Origin of the sequence: Leifsonia sp. 22587 (genome assembly GCF_052044215.1) — a bacterium.
In the GTDB taxonomy this organism is placed as follows: domain Bacteria; phylum Actinomycetota; class Actinomycetes; order Actinomycetales; family Microbacteriaceae; genus Leifsonia; species Leifsonia shinshuensis_C.
In genome coordinates this window covers 35,912-53,285 of the sequence record NZ_JBQENB010000003.1, presented here as the reverse complement: position 1 = coordinate 53,285, position 17,374 = coordinate 35,912, and the positions used below count along the sequence as shown (strand labels likewise).

General features: G+C 72.9%; 19 protein-coding genes. 14 read left to right on the top strand and 5 right to left on the bottom strand.

The window, feature by feature from the left end; translation table 11 throughout:
* Positions 1-5 precede the first annotated feature (5 nt).
* From ACTJI1_RS12335 to ACTJI1_RS12325, 3 genes are all read left to right on the top strand, one after another.
* Positions 6-1,136 (top strand): NAD(P)/FAD-dependent oxidoreductase, encoded by a 1,131-nt coding sequence (locus ACTJI1_RS12335; protein ID WP_440742886.1) that lies wholly within the window; start codon positions 6-8, stop codon positions 1,134-1,136.
* An 86-nt stretch (positions 1,137-1,222) separates the two neighbouring features.
* Positions 1,223-1,852, top strand: coding sequence for an HAD-IA family hydrolase (locus ACTJI1_RS12330; RefSeq protein WP_440742885.1), 630 nt, complete (start codon positions 1,223-1,225; stop codon positions 1,850-1,852).
* A 61-nt stretch (positions 1,853-1,913) separates the two neighbouring features.
* On the top strand, positions 1,914-2,792 hold the full coding sequence (locus ACTJI1_RS12325) for an alpha/beta fold hydrolase (protein WP_310133174.1): 879 nt from the start codon (positions 1,914-1,916) through the stop codon (positions 2,790-2,792).
* Between the two features lie 6 nt (positions 2,793-2,798).
* Here ACTJI1_RS12325 and ACTJI1_RS12320 read toward each other — a convergent pair whose 3' ends face one another.
* Together ACTJI1_RS12320 and ACTJI1_RS12315 are read right to left on the bottom strand one after the other, a co-directional pair.
* Complete coding sequence (locus tag ACTJI1_RS12320) at positions 2,799-3,239, bottom strand: hypothetical protein (protein ID WP_440743383.1); 441 nt, start codon at positions 3,237-3,239, stop codon at positions 2,799-2,801.
* Positions 3,240-3,241: 2 nt separating this feature from the next.
* On the bottom strand, positions 3,242-4,273 hold the full coding sequence (locus ACTJI1_RS12315) for a glycoside hydrolase family 6 protein (RefSeq protein WP_310133178.1): 1,032 nt from the start codon (positions 4,271-4,273) through the stop codon (positions 3,242-3,244).
* Between the two features lie 228 nt (positions 4,274-4,501).
* Between ACTJI1_RS12315 and ACTJI1_RS12310 the strand changes: the two genes are divergently transcribed.
* Positions 4,502-4,969, top strand: coding sequence for a hypothetical protein (locus ACTJI1_RS12310; RefSeq protein WP_440742884.1), 468 nt, complete (start codon positions 4,502-4,504; stop codon positions 4,967-4,969).
* A gap of 116 nt (positions 4,970-5,085) precedes the next feature.
* The gene (locus ACTJI1_RS12305) at positions 5,086-5,736 is read left to right on the top strand and encodes an IclR family transcriptional regulator (RefSeq protein ID WP_440743382.1); all 651 of its coding nucleotides are present in this window, start codon (positions 5,086-5,088) and stop codon (positions 5,734-5,736) included.
* Between the two features lie 108 nt (positions 5,737-5,844).
* Here ACTJI1_RS12305 and ACTJI1_RS12300 read toward each other — a convergent pair whose 3' ends face one another.
* Positions 5,845-6,771, bottom strand: coding sequence for an MBL fold metallo-hydrolase (locus tag ACTJI1_RS12300; protein WP_440742883.1), 927 nt, complete (start codon positions 6,769-6,771; stop codon positions 5,845-5,847).
* An 86-nt stretch (positions 6,772-6,857) separates the two neighbouring features.
* Here ACTJI1_RS12300 and ACTJI1_RS12295 point away from each other — a divergent pair, with 86 nt between their 5' ends.
* Together ACTJI1_RS12295 and ACTJI1_RS12290 are read left to right on the top strand one after the other, a co-directional pair.
* Complete coding sequence (locus tag ACTJI1_RS12295; RefSeq protein ID WP_440742882.1) at positions 6,858-8,072, top strand: glutathionylspermidine synthase family protein; 1,215 nt, start codon at positions 6,858-6,860, stop codon at positions 8,070-8,072.
* Positions 8,065-8,637, top strand: coding sequence for a hypothetical protein (locus ACTJI1_RS12290; protein WP_440742881.1), 573 nt, complete (start codon positions 8,065-8,067; stop codon positions 8,635-8,637). The genes ACTJI1_RS12295 and ACTJI1_RS12290 overlap by 8 nt, the downstream gene beginning before the upstream one ends.
* Before the next feature lie 9 nt (positions 8,638-8,646).
* Here ACTJI1_RS12290 and ACTJI1_RS12285 read toward each other — a convergent pair whose 3' ends face one another.
* On the bottom strand, positions 8,647-10,536 hold the full coding sequence (locus ACTJI1_RS12285; RefSeq protein ID WP_440742880.1) for an FAD-binding monooxygenase: 1,890 nt from the start codon (positions 10,534-10,536) through the stop codon (positions 8,647-8,649).
* A 167-nt stretch (positions 10,537-10,703) separates the two neighbouring features.
* On the opposite strand from ACTJI1_RS12285, the gene ACTJI1_RS12280 reads away from it, so the two are divergent.
* Together ACTJI1_RS12280 and ACTJI1_RS12275 are read left to right on the top strand one after the other, a co-directional pair.
* Positions 10,704-12,089, top strand: a complete 1,386-nt coding sequence (locus ACTJI1_RS12280; RefSeq protein WP_440742879.1) for an O-acetylhomoserine aminocarboxypropyltransferase/cysteine synthase family protein — start codon at positions 10,704-10,706, stop codon at positions 12,087-12,089.
* A 6-nt stretch (positions 12,090-12,095) separates the two neighbouring features.
* Positions 12,096-13,415, top strand: coding sequence for an NtaA/DmoA family FMN-dependent monooxygenase (locus ACTJI1_RS12275; protein ID WP_440742878.1), 1,320 nt, complete (start codon positions 12,096-12,098; stop codon positions 13,413-13,415).
* 172 nt (positions 13,416-13,587) lie between these two features.
* On the opposite strand, the gene ACTJI1_RS12270 is transcribed toward ACTJI1_RS12275, so the two are convergent.
* Complete coding sequence (locus tag ACTJI1_RS12270; protein ID WP_440742877.1) at positions 13,588-14,142, bottom strand: CGNR zinc finger domain-containing protein; 555 nt, start codon at positions 14,140-14,142, stop codon at positions 13,588-13,590.
* A gap of 70 nt (positions 14,143-14,212) precedes the next feature.
* On the opposite strand from ACTJI1_RS12270, the gene ACTJI1_RS12265 reads away from it, so the two are divergent.
* From ACTJI1_RS12265 to ACTJI1_RS12245, 5 genes are all read left to right on the top strand, one after another.
* A complete protein-coding gene (locus ACTJI1_RS12265; protein ID WP_440743381.1) occupies positions 14,213-15,214 on the top strand; it encodes an EamA family transporter in 1,002 nt (333 codons plus the stop codon).
* Between the two features lie 38 nt (positions 15,215-15,252).
* Complete coding sequence (locus tag ACTJI1_RS12260; RefSeq protein ID WP_440742876.1) at positions 15,253-16,083, top strand: class I SAM-dependent methyltransferase; 831 nt, start codon at positions 15,253-15,255, stop codon at positions 16,081-16,083.
* A 108-nt stretch (positions 16,084-16,191) separates the two neighbouring features.
* Positions 16,192-16,464, top strand: a complete 273-nt coding sequence (locus ACTJI1_RS12255) for a hypothetical protein (protein ID WP_310133196.1) — start codon at positions 16,192-16,194, stop codon at positions 16,462-16,464.
* Between the two features lie 41 nt (positions 16,465-16,505).
* A complete protein-coding gene (locus tag ACTJI1_RS12250) occupies positions 16,506-17,036 on the top strand; it encodes a hypothetical protein (RefSeq protein ID WP_440742875.1) in 531 nt (176 codons plus the stop codon).
* A 56-nt stretch (positions 17,037-17,092) separates the two neighbouring features.
* A complete protein-coding gene (locus ACTJI1_RS12245; protein WP_310133200.1) occupies positions 17,093-17,344 on the top strand; it encodes a DUF3072 domain-containing protein in 252 nt (83 codons plus the stop codon).
* Positions 17,345-17,374 lie beyond the last annotated feature (30 nt).

Here is a 17,374-nt window from a genome sequence, read left to right as displayed (position 1 = left end):
GCACCATGACCGCACCATCCATCCGTTCCCGCGTCGTCGTCATCGGCGGCGGTGTCCTCGGCGTCTCGACCGCCACCCAGCTGGTGCGCGCTGGCGCCGAGGTCACCCTGCTCACCGAGGGCGAGCTCGCCAGCGGTGCGAGCGGACGCTCCCTCTCGTGGCTCAACACCGCGGGCCTGCGCTCGCCGGAGTACCACGCGCTGCGCCAGCTCGGCATCGACCGCTACCGCACCCTCGCGGCGCGCGCCGACGTGTCCGGGTTCCTCCGTTTTGACGGCGGGCTCACCTGGGCGCCGGAGGGCGAGTCGTTCCGCCCGGTACTCGAGCACGAGCGCGCCATCGGCTACGACGCGCAGTGGCTGGCGGCCGACGAGGTCGCCGCGTGGACCCCGGGCGTCGACCCGGCCGCCGTCGCGTCCGAGGGCGCCATCTTCAACCCGGGGGAGGGCTGGGTCGACCTGCCGTCGCTCGTCGCCTTCCTCGCGGCCGAGTTCACGTCGCGCGGCGGCACGCTGATCACGGGCGCGGGTCACGTCGAGGTCGTGGTCGAGGACGGCCGCGCCGTCGGCGCCGTCACGCCGGACGGGCGTCGCTTCGACGCCGACGCGGTGCTGCTCGCGACCGGCCCGGGCGTCCCCGCCCAGGTCGCGGAGCACGGCGTGACGATCGAGGACGGCAGCCCCACGGCCCTCCTGGTGTGGACCAAGCCGGTGGAGACCGAGCTGACGGCCGTCCTCAACACGCCGAATGTCGCCGTGCGCCCGACGCCGACCGGAGCGCTCGCGCTCGACTCGGCGTGGTCGGAGGAGGCGCTGGTCGTCGGCGACGACGGTTCGGTCACCGTCCCGGACGGCATCGTCGACCGCCTGCTGGAGGAGGCGTCCCGCGTGCTCGCGGGCAACCCGCGCCTCGAGCTCGACGGCTTCGGCATCGGCGGGAAGCCCATCCCGGGCGACGGCGAGCCGGTGCTCGGCGAGCTGGAGCAGATCCCCGGCTACTTCGTCGCCTTCACGCACAGCGGCGCCACGCTCGGGCTCATCGCGGGCGAACTGCTCGCGCGCGAGATCCTGACGGGCGAGGCCTCGCCGCTGCTGGACACGTTCCGCCCCGCGCGCTTCTCCGCCGCGCTGGTGTGAACGTCGCGGAGGGGTCAGGTGGGATGGGCCCCTCCGCGCGGCCGGCCCGGCCGCCTCGCGTCACCCGCGTCTCCTATGCTCGGAGCGTGGATGAGATCGAGGCGGCCGGGTTCCTGTTCGACATGGACGGGACGCTCGTCGACTCGACGGCGGTCGTCGAGTCGGTCTGGACCGCCTTCGGCCGGCGACACGGCCTCGACCCCGCAGCACTCCTGGCGTACGCGCACGGCCGTCAGGCCGTCGACACCGTCGCGCACTTCCTCCCCGAGCTCAGCGTCGAGTCCCGCGACGAGCTCGTCCGCGGGCTCGTGGCGGAGGAGATCACGCGCACCGACGGCATCGTCGAGGTGCCGGGCGCGGCCGCGCTGCTCGACCGGCTGCTCTCCGACGACGTGCCCGTCGCGGTGGTCACCAGCGCGCCGCGCGAACTGGCCATCGGCAGGATGCGCGCGGCCGGCGTCCCCCTCCCTCCGGTCCTGATCGCGGCGGAGGACGTCGCGCGGGGCAAGCCCGACCCGCAGGGCTACGTGCTCGCCGCCGAGCGCATCCGCGTGCCCATCTCCGAGTGCGTGGTGTTCGAGGATGCGGAGGCCGGGCTGCAGGCGGCCGTCGCCTCCGGTGCGCGGGTCGTGGTGGTCGGCCGCCACGAGTCGCCGGTCACCGTAGGACTCGAGCGGCTGATCGACTACTCGGGACTCCGAGCCGCAGCGGGCTGACGTCGCCGCCCGGGCCGGTACTGCATTGCGCGACCCGGTGTCGGCCGAGCAGGATCGCGCCATGAGCACCAAGAGCGCGCCGAAGCGCCTGCCCCGGCATCCGGCGTCGAGTCTCGCCGAGCGCTGGACCGTGGTCGACGGCGTCGACGTGTTCTACCGGGAATCGCCGGATCCGCCCGATGCGCCGGCGATGATGCACGTTCACGGGTTCGGGCTGTCCGGCCGGTACCTGCTGCCGACCGCAGAGCGGCTCGCCCAGGAGTTCCACACGCTGGTCCCGGACCTTCCCGGGTTCGGCCGCAGCGGGAAGTCGCCGAACGGTCTCGACATCCCGGACCTGGCGCGGGACGCCGTCCGGTTCCTGGACGATCGGGGCATCGAGAAGGCCACGCTGGTCGGCAACTCGATGGGGTGCCCGGTCATCCTCGAGTTCGCGCACCACTTCCCGGACCGCATCGACCGAGCCGTCCTGGTGTCGCCGGCAGGCGGCGCCTACAACCGGCCGCTGCGGCGTGCCGTCGGCCAGCTGACCCGCGACGGCGGACGCGAACCGCCGCGGATGGTGCGGGTCGCCACGCCCGACTACCTCCGGTTCGGCGTGCCCAGCACCTTCAAGATGTTCAGCGCGCTCACCTCGTACCCGTCGCTCGACCGTCTGCTCGAGCTGCACATCCCGACCCTCGTCGTCCTCGGCGACCGCGACCCGCTGCTGCCGCACCCGGACCGCGTGCAGGAGATCGCGTCGGCCACCGACAACCACGTGCTGGTCGTGCGGATCGAGGGCGCCGCGCACGCGATCAACTTCAGCCACCCCGGTGAGCTGGCGCACGTCATCCGGCTCTTCATGGCGGACCAGCCGATCGTCGACGACCCCGACTCCCCGGGCCACGCGAGCCTCTACGAGATCCACCGGGGCAAGCACCTGCCGCCCAGCGGGTAGCCGCGCTCAGCGGCTGGTGAGGCCGCTGCCCTGACCGCAGATCGTCGACCGCACCCAGTCGGCGGCGTCGGCGGGCTGCAATTCGCCCGAGCGCAGGCCGCGCACGAAGTCGAGGGCGTGGTCGGTGAGCCGGCCGTCGGCCGACTCGGGGGCATCCCGGCCGACATGGATGGACAGCCAGCGGGTCGTGCGCGTGCCCAGGCGTGCGGCGACCGCCACGATGCCCGCGAAGTGCCGGGCCTGCCCGTCGGTGCCGTCGTCGACGTGGCGGCGGAAGCCGCGCCCGCGGATGCGGTTCGAGCCGCCGCGTCCGGCGTCGAGCGGCCAGCGCGGTCCGCGCCGCACGCCGGCCGCCTCGTGACCCAGTTCGCGGAGGAACTGCGCCGGGTCGGACGTGCGCGCTGCGACGCGGGCGCAGGCCTCGGCGAGCTGCGCGCATCCATCCATCGTCACCCCTTGCCGCCGCGGACGAGCGCCTCGGCGCCCTCCTGCCACCAGACGCCCGCGGCCGGTCCGCCGTTGCAGCTGCCGTCGCTCACACCCGGGTGCTTCACCCAGAGCAGGGCGTCGAGCTTGCCGCCGTCGCCCTCGGTCACCTTCGGGTCCTGGCCGAGCTTGGCGCCGGGCGGGTTGCACCAGGTGCCGGTCCAGCCGTTGCCGTTGCGCGAGACGTCGATGACGTAGTGCTTCCAGCCGATCTTGGACGACAGCTTGCCCGCGTAGTCGCGCTCCCGCTGGGTGGTGTCGAAGTTCGAGACGTTGGTGAAGAAGCCGTGCGCGCCCGCGACGCCGCCCTTCTCGAGCCACGCGGCCTGAGCGCTGGGGGAGAGCCAGCGGGCGTTGCCGCCGTCGAGGTAGGTGGCGATCCCCGCGGCTTCGAGGATGCCGACCGACGCCTTGAGCAGGGGGAGCCGCACGGAGGCGGAGTCGCCGCACTTGGGGTCCGCGAGCATCGCGAGCGAGTCGGGCTCGAGCAGGACGACGGCGTGGCTGTCCGCGAGCGTCGCGGCGATGGTGCGGATCCACGGCAGGTACTGGTCGGGGGCGAGGCCGCCCTTCGAGTAGCCCCCGCAGTCGCGGTTCGGGATGGCGTACGCCACGAAGACGGGGGTCGCCTGCTGGGCGCGCGCGTCCGCCACGTCGTTGCGCAATTCGGTCACCAACCGGTCGCCCTGGAACCACTCGCCGAGCCACACGGCCGTCGGGATGTCGGCGATCCGGCCGGCGATCAGTGCGGAGGCCGTGTCGCCCTGCTGGTCCATCCGCGTGCGTGCGGCGGCGGCCTCGGTGTTCGGATCGAGGTACAGGCGCGTCGAGGCGAAGGCGCGCGGAGCGTCGGGAGTCGGCGTCGCGGTCGGCGCCGGGGCGGACGCCGTGGCCGCAGTCGGAGCCGCTGCGGGCCGGGTGAGCCCGAGGGTCAGACCGCCCGCGATGATCAGGGCCGCGACGACGAGCGCCACGACGAGCACCGGTTTACGCATCCGCGCCCCTTTCGGACTGCTTTCGGAAGCCCACACCCTAACAGCGTCGCATTGCAGGCATGTGACGCCCGAATTGGGGGACAAACCCGTGTCCTCCAAACGACCCACAGAACGGTCTTTCTGGCTATGCTCACGATGTCACACACCCGAGTTACTGCCTGTAGCCCCGCGGACGCCGAACCCGAACCCGGCCCCGCGGGAGAACCCGAACGCTGCAAAGGACGTATCGTGCACACCACCTCCTACAACCCTGCCCACGACCGGGCTCAACTCCTTGCCCGTCGCCACGAGCGCGACCTGCACTGGGCGAAAGAGCGCCGCCGCCAGCACGAGCGCGAGACCGCCGAGGCACGTGCCCTGCTGGCCGCGCATCCCCTGGCCGTCGCCCGCACGACGCTGTGGACGAGCGGCGTGCTGCTCGCCCTCGTGGCCGGCGCCTGGGGGCTCGCCCTGGCGGCCGCGCCGGCGTGGATGGCCCTCGTGGATGCGGCTGCCGCAGTGCTCGCCTGCGCCGTGCTGGTCGGCGCCGCCGTCTCGCTCGGCCGGCTGCGCGCCCGTCGCGCCGCGGCCCGCGCGCTGCTCCACGCGCGCGAGGTGCGGCTGTCGCACACGCAGTACCACATCCACGAGAGCGTGCACTCGTTCATCGACGCCCGGGTGGATGTGGTGAACACGCGGCAGCCGGTCTCCGCCTGACCGCAGCCCGGCGCCGCGTGGTCGTTTCTATAATCGAACACGTGCCCTCGATCGACGATGCCCGCTCCGCCCCTGCCGCGACGCCTCCGCTGCAGACGCTGTCGCGCGGCATCCGGATGCTCGAACTCCTGGCCGACGCCGGGGAGCCCATGAGCATCCCGGCCATCGCCGCGGGCTTGGGCCTGCACCGCTCGATCGCGTACCGCATCCTCCGCACGCTCGAGGACCACGGCCTGGTGGTGCGGGATGCGTCCGGCGCGGTCGAACTCGGGCCCCGGATGGCGAGCCTCGCCCGGTCGGTGTCGCGCGACCTGCAGTCCGCGGCGCTGCCGCAGCTCACCGCCGTCGCGAACGAGCTGTCGATGACGGCGTTCCTGGCGGTGCTCGACCGGCACGAGGTGGTCACGCTGGTCACCGTGGAGCCGTCGCACGCGCACGCCACCGTCGCGCAGCGGCCGGGGACGCGGCATCCGCTCGCCTCCGGGGCTCCCGGCATCGCCATCCAGTCGGCGCTCACCGAGGCGCAGTGGCGCGAGCTGCCGGGCGAGCACCCGCGCGACGAAGCCGCGCTCGCGCACGACCGCGGATACGCCACCAGTCACGACGAGGTGATCGCGGGCCTGGCATCCATCGCGGTGCCCGTCCGTGCGCCCGGCCAGCCGGTGGCTGCCCTCGCGGTGGTCTACGTCACGAACGACGTGGACGCGCCCGCGATCGGAGCCCGCCTGCGCGCGGCCGCCGCCGCGATCGAGTCCGACCTCCGCTGACGCGCATCCCCCCACCGTCGAGTACACGAAAAGTGCACNTAGGGGGGTTAAGCGTGCACTTTTCGTGTACTCGACGGTGGGGGCCGGCGGCGCGGGCGCGGGGGCGGGTCAAGGGAGGGGCGCGCGGGCGACGAAGTCGCGGTGCAGGGCGGTCTGCGAGAGGGCGGACAGCAGGGTGAAGCCGCGGAGGGCGTCCCAGCCGCCGGTCCAGGTGAGTGAGGCGGCCACCTCCCAGACCGTGCCGCCGGGATGCGCGGCGACCTCCCGCGCGCGGCGCAGGTGGTGCTCGGCCAGCACCGCGCAGCGGTCCGCGAGGCCGGTGAAGGGATGCTCGTGCCCGGGGAGCACCCAGACGCCGGGCCCGTCCAGTGCGGCGACCCGGCGCAGCGACGTGAGGTAGTCCGCGATCGGGTTAGAGGCGCTCGGACCGCCGAGCCCGAGCCCCGTGTTCACCGTCGGGAGCACGTGGTCGCCGCTGAGGACGAGCCCCGCATCCTCATCGTGGAGGCAGACGGAGCCCGGCGTGTGACCGGGAGTGTGCAGCACGCGCAGGCGCCGGCCCGGCACGTCGAGCAGGTCGCCGTCCTCGAGCAGGCCATCCGCGCGGCGCAGCGACGGCACGACCGGCGCCGCGGCGGCCGCCTGCAGCTCGGGCCGCCGCTCGGCCGGGACACCCCACGCGTCGAGGTCGGGTGCGGGCAGACCGCTCGCGAGCGCGTCCAGCGCCTCCTGCTCCCGGCGGTGCAGGAGCACCGGCGCGCCGGTCCGCCGCCGAAGCTCCTCGGCCCCGCCCGCGTGGTCGGCGTGCAGGTGGGTCAGTACGATTGCGGCCACGTCCGCCGGGCGCCGGCCGAGCGCATCCACCGCCCCCATCAGGGCAGCCTGCGCCTCGGCGGTCGGCGACCCCGGGTCGACGACCGTCAGGCGTCCGCGGGCGTCCTCGATCAGGTACGCGAGGCTGAACGGCAGCCCTCCGGCCGGCATCGGGATGCGCGCGGCGTGCACCCCGTCGGCGAGGGTCGCGAAGGCGGTCACCCCGTCAGGCTAGGCCGCCGCCGCCGACGACACCGTTTCGGTTACGCTGTGGTGGCCGAGCGTCGGGCCGGCGGGAGGGGGACCGGATGCGGCGTCTGGAGACGACACCCCGGCCGGACTGGCGGGCGCGACTGGACCGGATCGGGTTCACCTTCTACGACCTCCCCTCCGAGGGCGGCCGCCCGTACTGGAACGAGACGGCCGCGTACGCCTTCTCGATGGCCGAGGTCGAGCTGATCGAGGCAGCGACCCAGGAGCTGTTCGACCGGTGCATGGATGCGGTGGAGCACATCGTGCGCGCGCGCCGCTTCGCCGAGTTCGGCATCCCGTCGCGTTTCCACGACCTGGTGGCCGAATCCTGGGACGCCGACGACCCCACGGTCTACGGCCGGTTCGACCTCGCCTACGACGGACAGGGGACCGTCTCGCTGCTCGAGTTCAACGCCGACACCCCCACGTCGCTCGTCGAGTCCGCGGTGGCCCAGTGGCAGTGGCTGACCGAGGTGCGCGGCGAGGGGTCCGACCAGTTCAACTCGCTGCACGAGCAGCTGGTCGAGCAGTGGGAGCACATCCGCCGCGCGCGCTGGGGACTCGCCCCCGGCGCGCGCCTGCACCTCGCGTCGCTGCACGACTCCGGCGACGGCACGCTCATCGTCGAGGACTTCGAGACGGTCGCGTACATGGCGGAGACCGCCGCGGCCGGCGGTTTCGACCCCAAGCTGGTCTTCATCGAGGACCTGCAGTGGGATGTGGATGCCGCGGTCTTCCTCGACGCCGACGGCGAGCCCGTCCACCACATCTTCAAGCTGTACCCGTGGGAGTGGATGGTCAACGAGCAGTTCGGCGGCTTCCTCCTCCAGAGCGGGGGGACCACGCAGTGGGTCGAGCCGCCGTGGAAGCTGCTGCTCAGCAACAAGCAGCTCCTCGTCGTGCTGTGGGAGCTCTTCCCGGGGCATCCGAATCTCCTGCCCGCGTACGCCGACCCTGCGGCGCTCGCGGGGCGGCGCTACGTCCGCAAGCCGCGGCTCGGCCGCGAGGGCGCCAACGTGTCGCTGCACGACGTCGACGGCACGGTCGTCGCCGAAGAGGACGGCCCGTACGGTGACGAGGGGTTCGTCTTCCAGGAGCGCGCGACGTTCGCGCCCATCCCCGGGAAGACGGCGGTGATCGGGTCCTGGGTTGTCGGTGACAGCCCGGCCGGGATCGACCTGAGGGAGACGAGCGGCCCGATCACCGGAGATCTCGCCGAGTTCGTCCCCCATTTCATCGAGACCGGCGTGGAGGACGGCGATCGTGCGTAAGCGAGGTCCCATCGAGCTGCGCGGCATCGCCGCCGCCCACCGCAGCGTCCCCCGCGTCGCCGCCGGCGTGACGACGCTCGCGGCCGCCACTCTGCTCCTGGCCGGGTGCAGCGCGGACGAGCAGGGGACCGTCCGGGTCGCCTCCGACGGCACGCACTACGTGCTGCCGGACGACGCCCGGCGCCCCGAGTACCGCACCCGCGAGGACTGCATCGCCGACGTGACGGAGCAGCTGAACGCGCTGCGCGCCGAGGGGACCCAGGTCGACGACGACCCGGAGTCGCTGTGCGAGTCCTCGTCCGCCTATCCCGGTCACTACCACGCACCCTGGATCGGCCCGATCCTCTGGGGCGCGTCGATCTGGAACAGCAGCCGCGTCGCATCCTGGGCGCCGGTCCGCAACGGCGGCTTCTCGTGGACGAGCGCCAACCTTCAACCGGATGTCGTGCAGCGCGCCCCCGCCGGCGCCGCGGCCGGCGAGCGGGCGCCGCTGAAGGGCGGTTTCGGCAGCTCGGGCAAGTCGGGGATCGGCGGCGCCCGCGAGGGCGTCAGCGTCGGAGGGTGAGCCCCCGCCTCAGGCGCTGACCGCCGTGCGCAGGATCGGCGCGAAGAACGACGCGAGCTCCGCGGTCGCGGTCAGCGGCAGGACGTGTGCCACGTACTGGTCGGGACGCACCACCACGATCGCTCCGCGGCGGTCGATGCCGCGCTCGGCGAAGATGTCCTGGGCGGGGTCCGCCGCGTACACCTTCTCGTAGTCGATGAGGCCGAACGGTCCCACCCGCGGCAGGAACAGCGGCGGCACGACGCCGAGGTCGACGGCCGTGTGGTCCTGCTGGTAGACGACCTTCACGTCGAACCAGGCGTCCGGGTCGGCGCCCTCCGGTGTCGCGGCGAGCGGGGAGTCCGGGTCGGTCGCCAGCCACTCGGCGAGGTCGGCGACGGCGGAGGGCTGCCCGGCGGCCGCCTCGTCGGCGAAGACGTAGATGCGCCAGCGGCCGTCCGCGCGGGCGTGGTGGCCCAGGTGCACCGGGTTGCCGTCGCACACCCGCTCCACCGGGGCCGACTTGAAGCGCTTGCCGATCGGGAAGCCGGCCGCCAGCTCCTGGTGCGCGGCCTCCCCGACGATCAACGACGGGGCGTACTGCGTCATGAACCCGGCGGGGAACTCGGCCGTGCGCACGTAGAAGTCCTCGAGCTCGGACGGGCTCGCGAACTCCTCGGGCTTCTTCGCCATCAGCGTCGACCACTGCTTGTCGAAGTCGATGAGGTCCTTCGCCACCACCTGGCGCTCGGCGGAGTAGGTGGCGAGCAGCGACTCGGGCGCGCGTCCGTCGAGCACGTGCCCGAGCTTCCAGCCGATGTTGAAGCCGTCCTGCATCGACACGTTCATGCCCTGGCCGGCCTTGGCGCTGTGGGTGTGGCAGGCGTCGCCGGTGATGAAGACGCGCGGGGTGCGCGTGCCCAGCTCGTGCGGCTCCACGTCGTCGAACCGGTCGGTGAGCCGGTGGCCGACCTCGTAGACGCTGTGCCACGCGACGTTCCGGACGTCCAGCGTGTACGGGTGCAGGATGGCGTTCGCCTTCGCGATGATCTGCTCGATGCTGGTGGAGCGCACGGCGCCGTTGTCGCCCGGCTGCACCTCGCCGAGGTCGACGTACATCCGGAACAGGTAGCCGCCCTCCCGGGGGATCAGCAGGATGTTGCCCGCCTCCGACTGGATCGAGCACTTCGTCCGGATGTCGGGGAAGTCGGTGACGGCCAGCGCGTCCATGACGCCCCAGGCGTGGTTCGCCTGGTCGCCGGCGAGGTGGCAGCCGATCGCCTCGCGCACGCGGCTGCGCGCGCCGTCGGCGCCGACGACGTACTTCGCGTGCACCACCCGCTCGGACCCTTCATCCGGCCCGGCCGTGCGGCGGAGCGTGACGGCGACGGGATGCTCGCCCTCCCCGACCGTCAGGCCGACGAACTCGAAGCCGTAGTCGGGCGTGAGCCGGGACGGCGAGTTCGCCGCGACCTCGGCGAAGTAGTCGAGCACCCGGGCCTGGTTGACGATGAGGTGGGGGAACTCGCTGACGCCGGTGGGGTCGTCCACGGGCCGCGCGGTGCGGACGATGCGGGAGGGGTCGGCGGGGTCGGGCTTCCAGAACGCCATCTCGGTGATGCGGTACGCCTCGGCGATGATCCGCTCGGCGAAGCCGAAGGCCTGGAAGGTCTCGACGCTGCGGGCCTGGATGCCGTCCGCCTGCCCGATGGCGAGACGCCCAGGGCGACGTTCGACGAGGCGCGTGACCACGTTGGGGAACTGCGCCAGCTGCGCCGCTGCGATCATCCCCGCGGGGCCGGATCCGACGATGAGCACATCCACCTCGTCGGGGAGCTCGGCGGGCCGGTCGATCCCCGTGCCGGCGGGCTCGTGGATGCGCGGGTCGCCGGAAACGTAGCCGTGGTGGTGGAACTGCACGGGAGCCTCACTTCGTCGTAAGTCGTTCATTATGCGAACACCGTGTTCGCATATCGCATCCACTGTACCGTTTCGCACGCGGTGGCGGAAGAAAGCGGCCACCCGCCCTCCCGTAGCTTTCCGCAACAGAAGGACGGCGCGGCCGGGCGGTGCCGCACCATAGGGGGATGCCGGAGTTCACCACCCAACAGGTCCACGCGGGAGAGTCCCGCGACGCCGCTCACGGCGCCCGCGTGACGCCGATCTATCTGACCGCGGGGTTCGAGTTCGACAGCTTCGCCCAGGCCGAGGGGCGCTTCGGCGGCGACGAGGCCGGCTACACGTACAGCCGCTCGGGCAACCCGACGACCGCCGCCCTCGAGCGCCGGGTCGCCGGGCTGGAGCGCGGCCGCGAGGCGATCGCGGTCGGCAGCGGCCAGGCGGCGCTGACCGTCGCCCTGCTCGGTCTCGTGCAGGCCGGTGACCACATCCTCTCGGCGCAGAGCATCTACTCCGGCACCCGCGGCCTCTTCGAGAACGGCCTCAAGCGCCTCGGCATCGAGATCGAATTCGTCGACGACCCGACGGACCTCGACGAGTGGCGCCGGCGCGTCCGCCCCAACACCCGGGTGCTGTTCGGCGAGTCCATCGCCAACCCCGGCACCGAGATCCTCGACGTCGCGGGCGTCGCGACCGTCGCGCACGAGAACGGGCTCCCGCTCGTCGTCGACAACACGCTCGCCACGCCCTACCTGCTGCGCCCGGGCGACTTCGGCGCCGACATCGTCGTGCACTCGGCCAGCAAGTACCTCGGCGGCCACGGTTCGACGCTCGGCGGCATCGTCGTCGACCAGGGCGGCTACGACTGGGCCGCGTCGCCGTTCCGTCACCTGACCGGACCGGACGAGTGGCTGGATGGACGCAGCTACGTCGACGTGCACGGCGCCGGCGCGTACGCCGCGTTCGCGCGCTCGGTCGTCGCCTCCCTCTTCGGTCCCGTGCTGTCGCCGATGAACGCGTTCCTCATCCAGCAGGGAATCGAGACCCTCTCGCTGCGCGTGCAGCGGCAGTCGGACACCGCGCTGGCGGTCGCCCGCTGGCTGGAGGCGCAGCCCGAGGTCGTCCGCGTCGACTACGCGGGGCTCGCCTCGCACCGGGCGTACGGCCTCGCGCAGCGGTACCTCCCGCGCGGGCAGGGCGCCGTGCTCGGCTTCGCGCTGGCCGGCGGCGCGGCAGCGGCCGAGCGGTTCTACGACGCGGTCGAACTGTTCAGCCGGATGACCCACATCGGCGACGTGCGGTCGCTCATCCTGCACCCCGCATCCACCACCCACGGTCACCTCACCGCGGACGTGCGCGAGGAGCTCGGGATCGGCGGCGGCCTGCTGCGGCTGTCCATCGGGCTGGAGGATGCGGACGACCTGATCGAGGACCTGGCGCGCGGGCTCGCGGCGGTGGCGGCGGGGTCGGCGGTGTCGGAGGGCGCGGCGGGGGCCTCGGCTGGGGATGCGGCGGACGCCCTCCCGGCCCATGCATTCGCGACGGACGCGGCGGTCCCCGCCGCAGGACGGTAGGACCACATGGCACGCCTGCAGCACTTCGGCTGGTTCTTCAGCCGCGGCTTCGGCCCCCAGGGCTGGGGCCACCCCTACTGGGAGTGGGGCTACGACTGGACGCGCCCCGACCTGTACCAGCAGTCGGCTCGTGAGCTGGAGCAGGCCGGGCTGGACCTGGTCATCATCGAGGACGCGCTCTCGCTCGGCTTCCCGGAGACCATCGACCTGCGCGTCCGCGAGGCGTACGGCGGCCCGAAGCACGACCCGCTCATCCTCTCGCCGTACCTCCTCGACGCCACGCGCCACCTCGGCGTCGCGCCGACGATCAACGCGGGCGCGTACCCGCCGTACGTCGCGGCCCGTCAGTTCGCGTCCCTCCACCACCTGAGCGATCACCGCCTGGGCGTCAACGTCGTGACGGATGTGGGCAGCGCGCGCCACCTCGGCCTGCCCCCGCTGTCGCACGACGCCGCCTACGACCGCGCCGAGGAGTGGCTCACCGTCATCCGCCGACTGTGGCACAGCTGGGACGACGGAGCCCTGGTGCAGGATGCGGCGACGCGGCACTTCGCGGACGGATCGAAGATTCGCGGGTTCGAGCACGAGGGGGAGTACTTCCGTCTCGCCGGACCGCTGAACGCCGTGCCCTTCTCGCAGGGCGACCCGGCGATCGTCTCCCCGGGCGGCTCGCCGCGCGGCATCGCGTTCGCCGGAACGCACTCCGACGTGCAGCTCGCGCTCGCCCCGCTCGACGCGCAGAGCATCCGCGACTACCGCACGAAGGTGCGCGAGGCCGCCGTGGCCGCGGGACGCGACCCGGACTCCATCAAGGTGCTGTTCGTGTTCAAGCCAGAGGTTGTCCCGAGCGACGAGGAGGCGCGACGCGTCGTCGAGGCGTCGAAGCATCCCACCGACGAGGAGCTGTACCGCGCCCTGGCAGGCCAGTCGAGCGACCTCGAGACCGACCTCACCGTGCTCTCGCTGGACGAGCCGTTCGACGTCTCGGTCTTCGGCGATCACGTCTCGCAGGGCAGCATCAAGGGACTGTTCGGCAAGCAGGGCATCCGCGAGGGCGTCACGCTGCGCGAGCTGATCGCGCCGAAGGTCGTCAAGGGACTCATCGCCGACCGTCAGGGATTCGTGGGGACGGCCGAGCAGATCGCCGACTTCATCGAGGAGATCGGCGAGGAGGCCGACAACGACGGCTTCATCTTCTCGGGCGACCTGCACCCGGTGACGCTGCACCGCTACCTGGACGAGCTCGTCCCGGTGCTGCGCCGTCGCGGCATCCTCCGCACCGAGTACGGCAACGGCGGGATCCGGGCGAACCTGCGCGACTTCTAAGGGGCCGGGGGCCGGTCGGGGCTGGACACGCCCGGCCGGCTACCGTCGGAGAACGGGTCCCGAATCTCCGACGCAACGATCTGTGGCGGGAGTTTCGCGCGGATTCCGGCCAGATTTCCGACGTACCGCCGCGAATCTCCGACGGAAGGCGGCGGCGCCGCGCCGGCGCGCGCTACGCGTCGCGGTCCTGGCGGGCGCGGAACGCGATCATGTTCATGCGGTTGCCGCAGCGCACGCTGCAGAAGCGCTTCGAGCCGTTGCGGGAGAGGTCGAGCAGCAGGCCCGCGCAGTCGTCGGCCGCGCAGACGCGCAGGCGGCCGGTCTCGCCGGAACGGATGACGTCGACCAGGGCGAGGGAGATCTCGACGCGGATGCGCTCCGCGAGCGGCGCATCCTGGGCCGTCGCGTGCAGGTGCCAGTCGAAGCCGTCGTGGCGCATCAGGTAGGGGAGGGCGTGCGCCTCGGCGAGCATGGCGTTCACCTCGAGGGCCGCCGCGTCGCGGTCCAGCGACCAGGTGCGTCGCAGGCGCTCGCGCGTCTCGTGCACGTCGGCGAGCTCCGCCTCGTCGCCGTCGATGCGTCCGGAGTAGCGGCTCTCGGTGAGCAGCGTCACCAGGTCGGCGGGGGTCGCGAGCTCGTCGTCGCCGCTGCGGGAGGCGTCCGGCGCGGTGTTGCAGAGCAGCACGGCGAACTCGAGCGCATCCACCGTGTCAGGGGCAAAATGCAAGTTGACTCCTTACTCGCGACGGGACTAGCGTCAGGACCATCATCTCTTACGATCCTGACAGGTGAGTCTCATGCAGCACGGGCGCTCCACATCCTTCGGCCTCCTCGTCGCGGTGATCTCGGCTGCGACGTTCGGGATGTCGGGAGCGTTCATCAAACCGCTGCTGGAGAGCGGATGGTCGCCGGTCGCGGCGGTCACGATGCGCGCCCTGATCGGCGGCGTGGTGCTGCTCCCGTTCGCGCTCGTCGCGGTCCGCGGGCGGTGGGCGGCGGTCTGGCGCGGGCGCTGGCGGCTGCTCGGGATGGCGCTGGTGGGCGTCGCCGGGACGCAGGTGCTCTACTTCGCGGCGATCCAGCGCATCCCCGTCAGCACCGGGATCCTGGTCGAGTACCTGGCGCCCGTGCTCCTGGTCGCGGTGGTCTGGGCGCGCACGAGGAAGGCGCCGCGGCTGGTGGTGCTGGCCGGTTCGGTGGTGGCCGTCGCCGGTCTCGTGCTGGTCGTGTCGCCCGGAGGGGCGGGCGCGATCGACCCGCTCGGCTTGCTGCTGGCGGTCGCCGCGATGGTCGGCTGTGCGGCGTTCTACGTGATCGCGGCGCGCCCGAGCGACGGGCTGCCTCCGGTCGCGCTGGCCTCCGGCGGCCTGCTGCTCGGGGCGGCGGCGCTCGCCGCGGTCGGGGCCACCGGGCTGCTGCCGGTGACGGTGAGCTTCGCCGATGTGCCGCTGTTCGGGAACCCGACCGCCTGGTGGGTTCCGCTGCTTGTCGTCGGCGTGGTCGCGACCGCCATCGCGTACGCGGCCAGCATCACGGCGACGGAGATCCTCGGGTCGCGGCTCGCGTCCTTCACCGGGCTCCTCGAGGTCGTCGCCGCCACCCTCTACGCCTGGCTGCTGCTCGGCGAGCGGCTCAGCCTGACCCAGCTGTTCGGCGGCCTGCTCATCCTCGGGGGGATCGCGCTCGTGCGCGCCGACCGCGGCGACGAGGCCGCGCCGCGCCGGGTGCGCCGCCGGACGCGCGGCCGGGTGCTGACCTCTCCCGCCCCTTCGCAGGAGCCGACCGCTCCGCTAGGCTGACAGGCTCGGCGCCGCCCGGGCGGAGGGACGGGACGGTCATGTCCGAATTCACCGAGGCGAACCGCGCCAACTGGGACGAGCGCGCGGTGCTGCACGCCGACCGGGGGCCGCACGGCTACCGGGTCTCGCAGTACATCGAGGACCGTGAGGCGATCTCCGGGGTGGTGCGGTTCGACCTCCCGCGTCTCGGTCCGGTCGCGGGGCTGCGGACGGCCCACCTGCAGTGCCACATCGGCACGGACACGCTCTCGCTCGCCCGGCTCGGCGCGCGCGTCACCGGGCTCGACTTCTCGGCGAACGCCATCGATGAGGCGCGCCGGCTGGTCGCCGACACGGGAGACGACGTCGACTTCGTCGTCGCGGACGTCTACGACGCAGCGTCGGTGCTGGAGCCCGGGACCTTCGACCTCGTCTACACTGGCGTCGGCGCGCTGTGCTGGCTGCCGAGCGTGGACCGCTGGGCGCGCGTGGTGGCCGACCTGCTCGCGCCGGGCGGGTCCCTCTTCATCCGTGAGGGGCATCCCATCCTCTGGTCGATGGATGAGCGGCTCGACGACGACCTCCACCTCCGGTTCCCGTACTTCGAGCGGGAGCAGCCGCTCGAGTGGGACGACGACTCCACCTACGTGGAGACCACGCGCCCTCTCACTGCGACGCGGACGTACGAGTGGAACCACGGGCTCGGCGAGATCGTCACGGCGCTGATCGCCGCCGGGCTGCGCATCGACCTGCTGGAGGAGCACGACAGCGTCCCGTGGGAGGCGCTCCCCGGGCAGATGGTGCAGCGCGAGGACGGCGAGTTCGCGCTCGCCGCGCTCAGCGGCGTGGCACCGCTCAGCTACACCGTGCGCGCGAGCCGGCCGGCCTGAGACCAGGGCTGCCTGAGACCAGGGCAGCCCGGGGCCAGGGCAGCCGGGGGCGAGGGCAGACCGTCCCGACCCCTTGCCCCGCCCGGTCACGGCGGGGATGGTGGCGGTATGGATGCAGGCATTAGCGACGAGAGTCAGCGGCGGCGCGACGACGGCTCGACGATGGACGAGCGACTGACCGGCGTGCGCGACCCCCGCGACCCGGACGGGCTGCTGACGGTGGAGGAGGACGCCCATCGGCCGGACCCCACCCGCTACGGCGCCCCGGAGACCGACACGCTGGAGCGGGAGCGGGCGTACTTCGCGCGGCTCGGCGAGGACGGCACCGCGGCCGACCTGCCGGAGGTGCCCCCGCCGCACGGTGTGACCGGCCTCGGCTGACCCCGGCGGCGCGTCCGAGGCCGGCGAGGGAGAATGGCGGGATGGCCCTCCCCGCGACCGAACGCATCATCCCCGTGACGGTGAACCGGATCGAGCTGGAGGTCGCGGTCGCCTTCGGGACGCTGCGCCGCGCCTTCGAGGCGGAGGTGCCGCCGCTCGACACGGCCCGGGTGCGCGAGCTCGTCTCCGAGGGCGCGGAGTGGCGCCGGCTGACGTCCGAGACCGCCGGGCCGGGCATCCACCGGTTCGTCCGGTTCTGGACCGAGCACCCGACGCCGGTGATGCGCGTGGGCGGGGCCGACATCCCGAGCGCCGTCTACCTGATCGGGGACTACGCGACCGCCGCCCGGATGTTCCGGCACGACCCGGCGACGCTGCTGTACACGCCGCTGCGGGTCGAGCTGCACGCCTCGCGCAGCGGGGGCACCGTGCTCAGCGTCGACCAGCCGAGCAGCGTGCTGAGCGGCTTCGGCAACAACAAGGTCACGCAGGCGGGCTTCGAGCTCGACCGGATGCTGGGCGACCTGCTGGAGGAGCTGGGCCTCCCGCGCCCGAGCATCCTGCGCCGCTGACTCAGGCCCTCCCGCCGGGGTGGGGAGTGTCGGACCGGCGGCGTACTGTCTGCCGCATGACCGACACCAGCGACACCACCAACGGACCCGACGAGGTGCTGGGGGCCCGTGACGACGACGCCAACCCGGCGAGCAAGGACCCGTCGGAGTGGGTCACCGGCGACGAGCCGATGACCGCCTCCCAGCGCAGCTACCTGGACACGCTCGCCCGCGAGGCCGGCGAGGAGATCCCCGCCGACCTGACCAAGGCCCAGGCGTCGACCGAGATCGACCGCCTGCAGCAGAAGACCGGGCGCGGCCAGAGCTAGCGGGCGAGCCCGGACCGACGGCCCGGCGTC

What these genes read in the sequence shown, in the direction of transcription:
- ACTJI1_RS12335 (WP_440742886.1), top strand. Translation starts at nt 6, where the DNA reads ATGACCGCACCATCCATCCGTTCCCGCGTCGTCGTCATCGGCGGCGGT.
- ACTJI1_RS12325 (WP_310133174.1), top strand. Translation starts at nt 1,914, where the DNA reads ATGAGCACCAAGAGCGCGCCGAAGCGCCTGCCCCGGCATCCGGCGTCG.
- ACTJI1_RS12320 (WP_440743383.1), bottom strand. Translation starts at nt 3,239, where the DNA reads ATGGATGGATGCGCGCAGCTCGCCGAGGCCTGCGCCCGCGTCGCAGCG.
- ACTJI1_RS12315 (WP_310133178.1), bottom strand. Translation starts at nt 4,273, where the DNA reads ATGCGTAAACCGGTGCTCGTCGTGGCGCTCGTCGTCGCGGCCCTGATC.
- ACTJI1_RS12305 (WP_440743382.1), top strand. Translation starts at nt 5,086, where the DNA reads ATGCTCGAACTCCTGGCCGACGCCGGGGAGCCCATGAGCATCCCGGCC.
- ACTJI1_RS12295 (WP_440742882.1), top strand. Translation starts at nt 6,858, where the DNA reads ATGCGGCGTCTGGAGACGACACCCCGGCCGGACTGGCGGGCGCGACTG.
- ACTJI1_RS12280 (WP_440742879.1), top strand. Translation starts at nt 10,704, where the DNA reads ATGCCGGAGTTCACCACCCAACAGGTCCACGCGGGAGAGTCCCGCGAC.
- ACTJI1_RS12275 (WP_440742878.1), top strand. Translation starts at nt 12,096, where the DNA reads ATGGCACGCCTGCAGCACTTCGGCTGGTTCTTCAGCCGCGGCTTCGGC.
- ACTJI1_RS12265 (WP_440743381.1), top strand. Translation starts at nt 14,213, where the DNA reads ATGCAGCACGGGCGCTCCACATCCTTCGGCCTCCTCGTCGCGGTGATC.
- ACTJI1_RS12260 (WP_440742876.1), top strand. Translation starts at nt 15,253, where the DNA reads ATGTCCGAATTCACCGAGGCGAACCGCGCCAACTGGGACGAGCGCGCG.
- ACTJI1_RS12255 (WP_310133196.1), top strand. Translation starts at nt 16,192, where the DNA reads ATGGATGCAGGCATTAGCGACGAGAGTCAGCGGCGGCGCGACGACGGC.
- ACTJI1_RS12250 (WP_440742875.1), top strand. Translation starts at nt 16,506, where the DNA reads ATGGCCCTCCCCGCGACCGAACGCATCATCCCCGTGACGGTGAACCGG.
- ACTJI1_RS12245 (WP_310133200.1), top strand. Translation starts at nt 17,093, where the DNA reads ATGACCGACACCAGCGACACCACCAACGGACCCGACGAGGTGCTGGGG.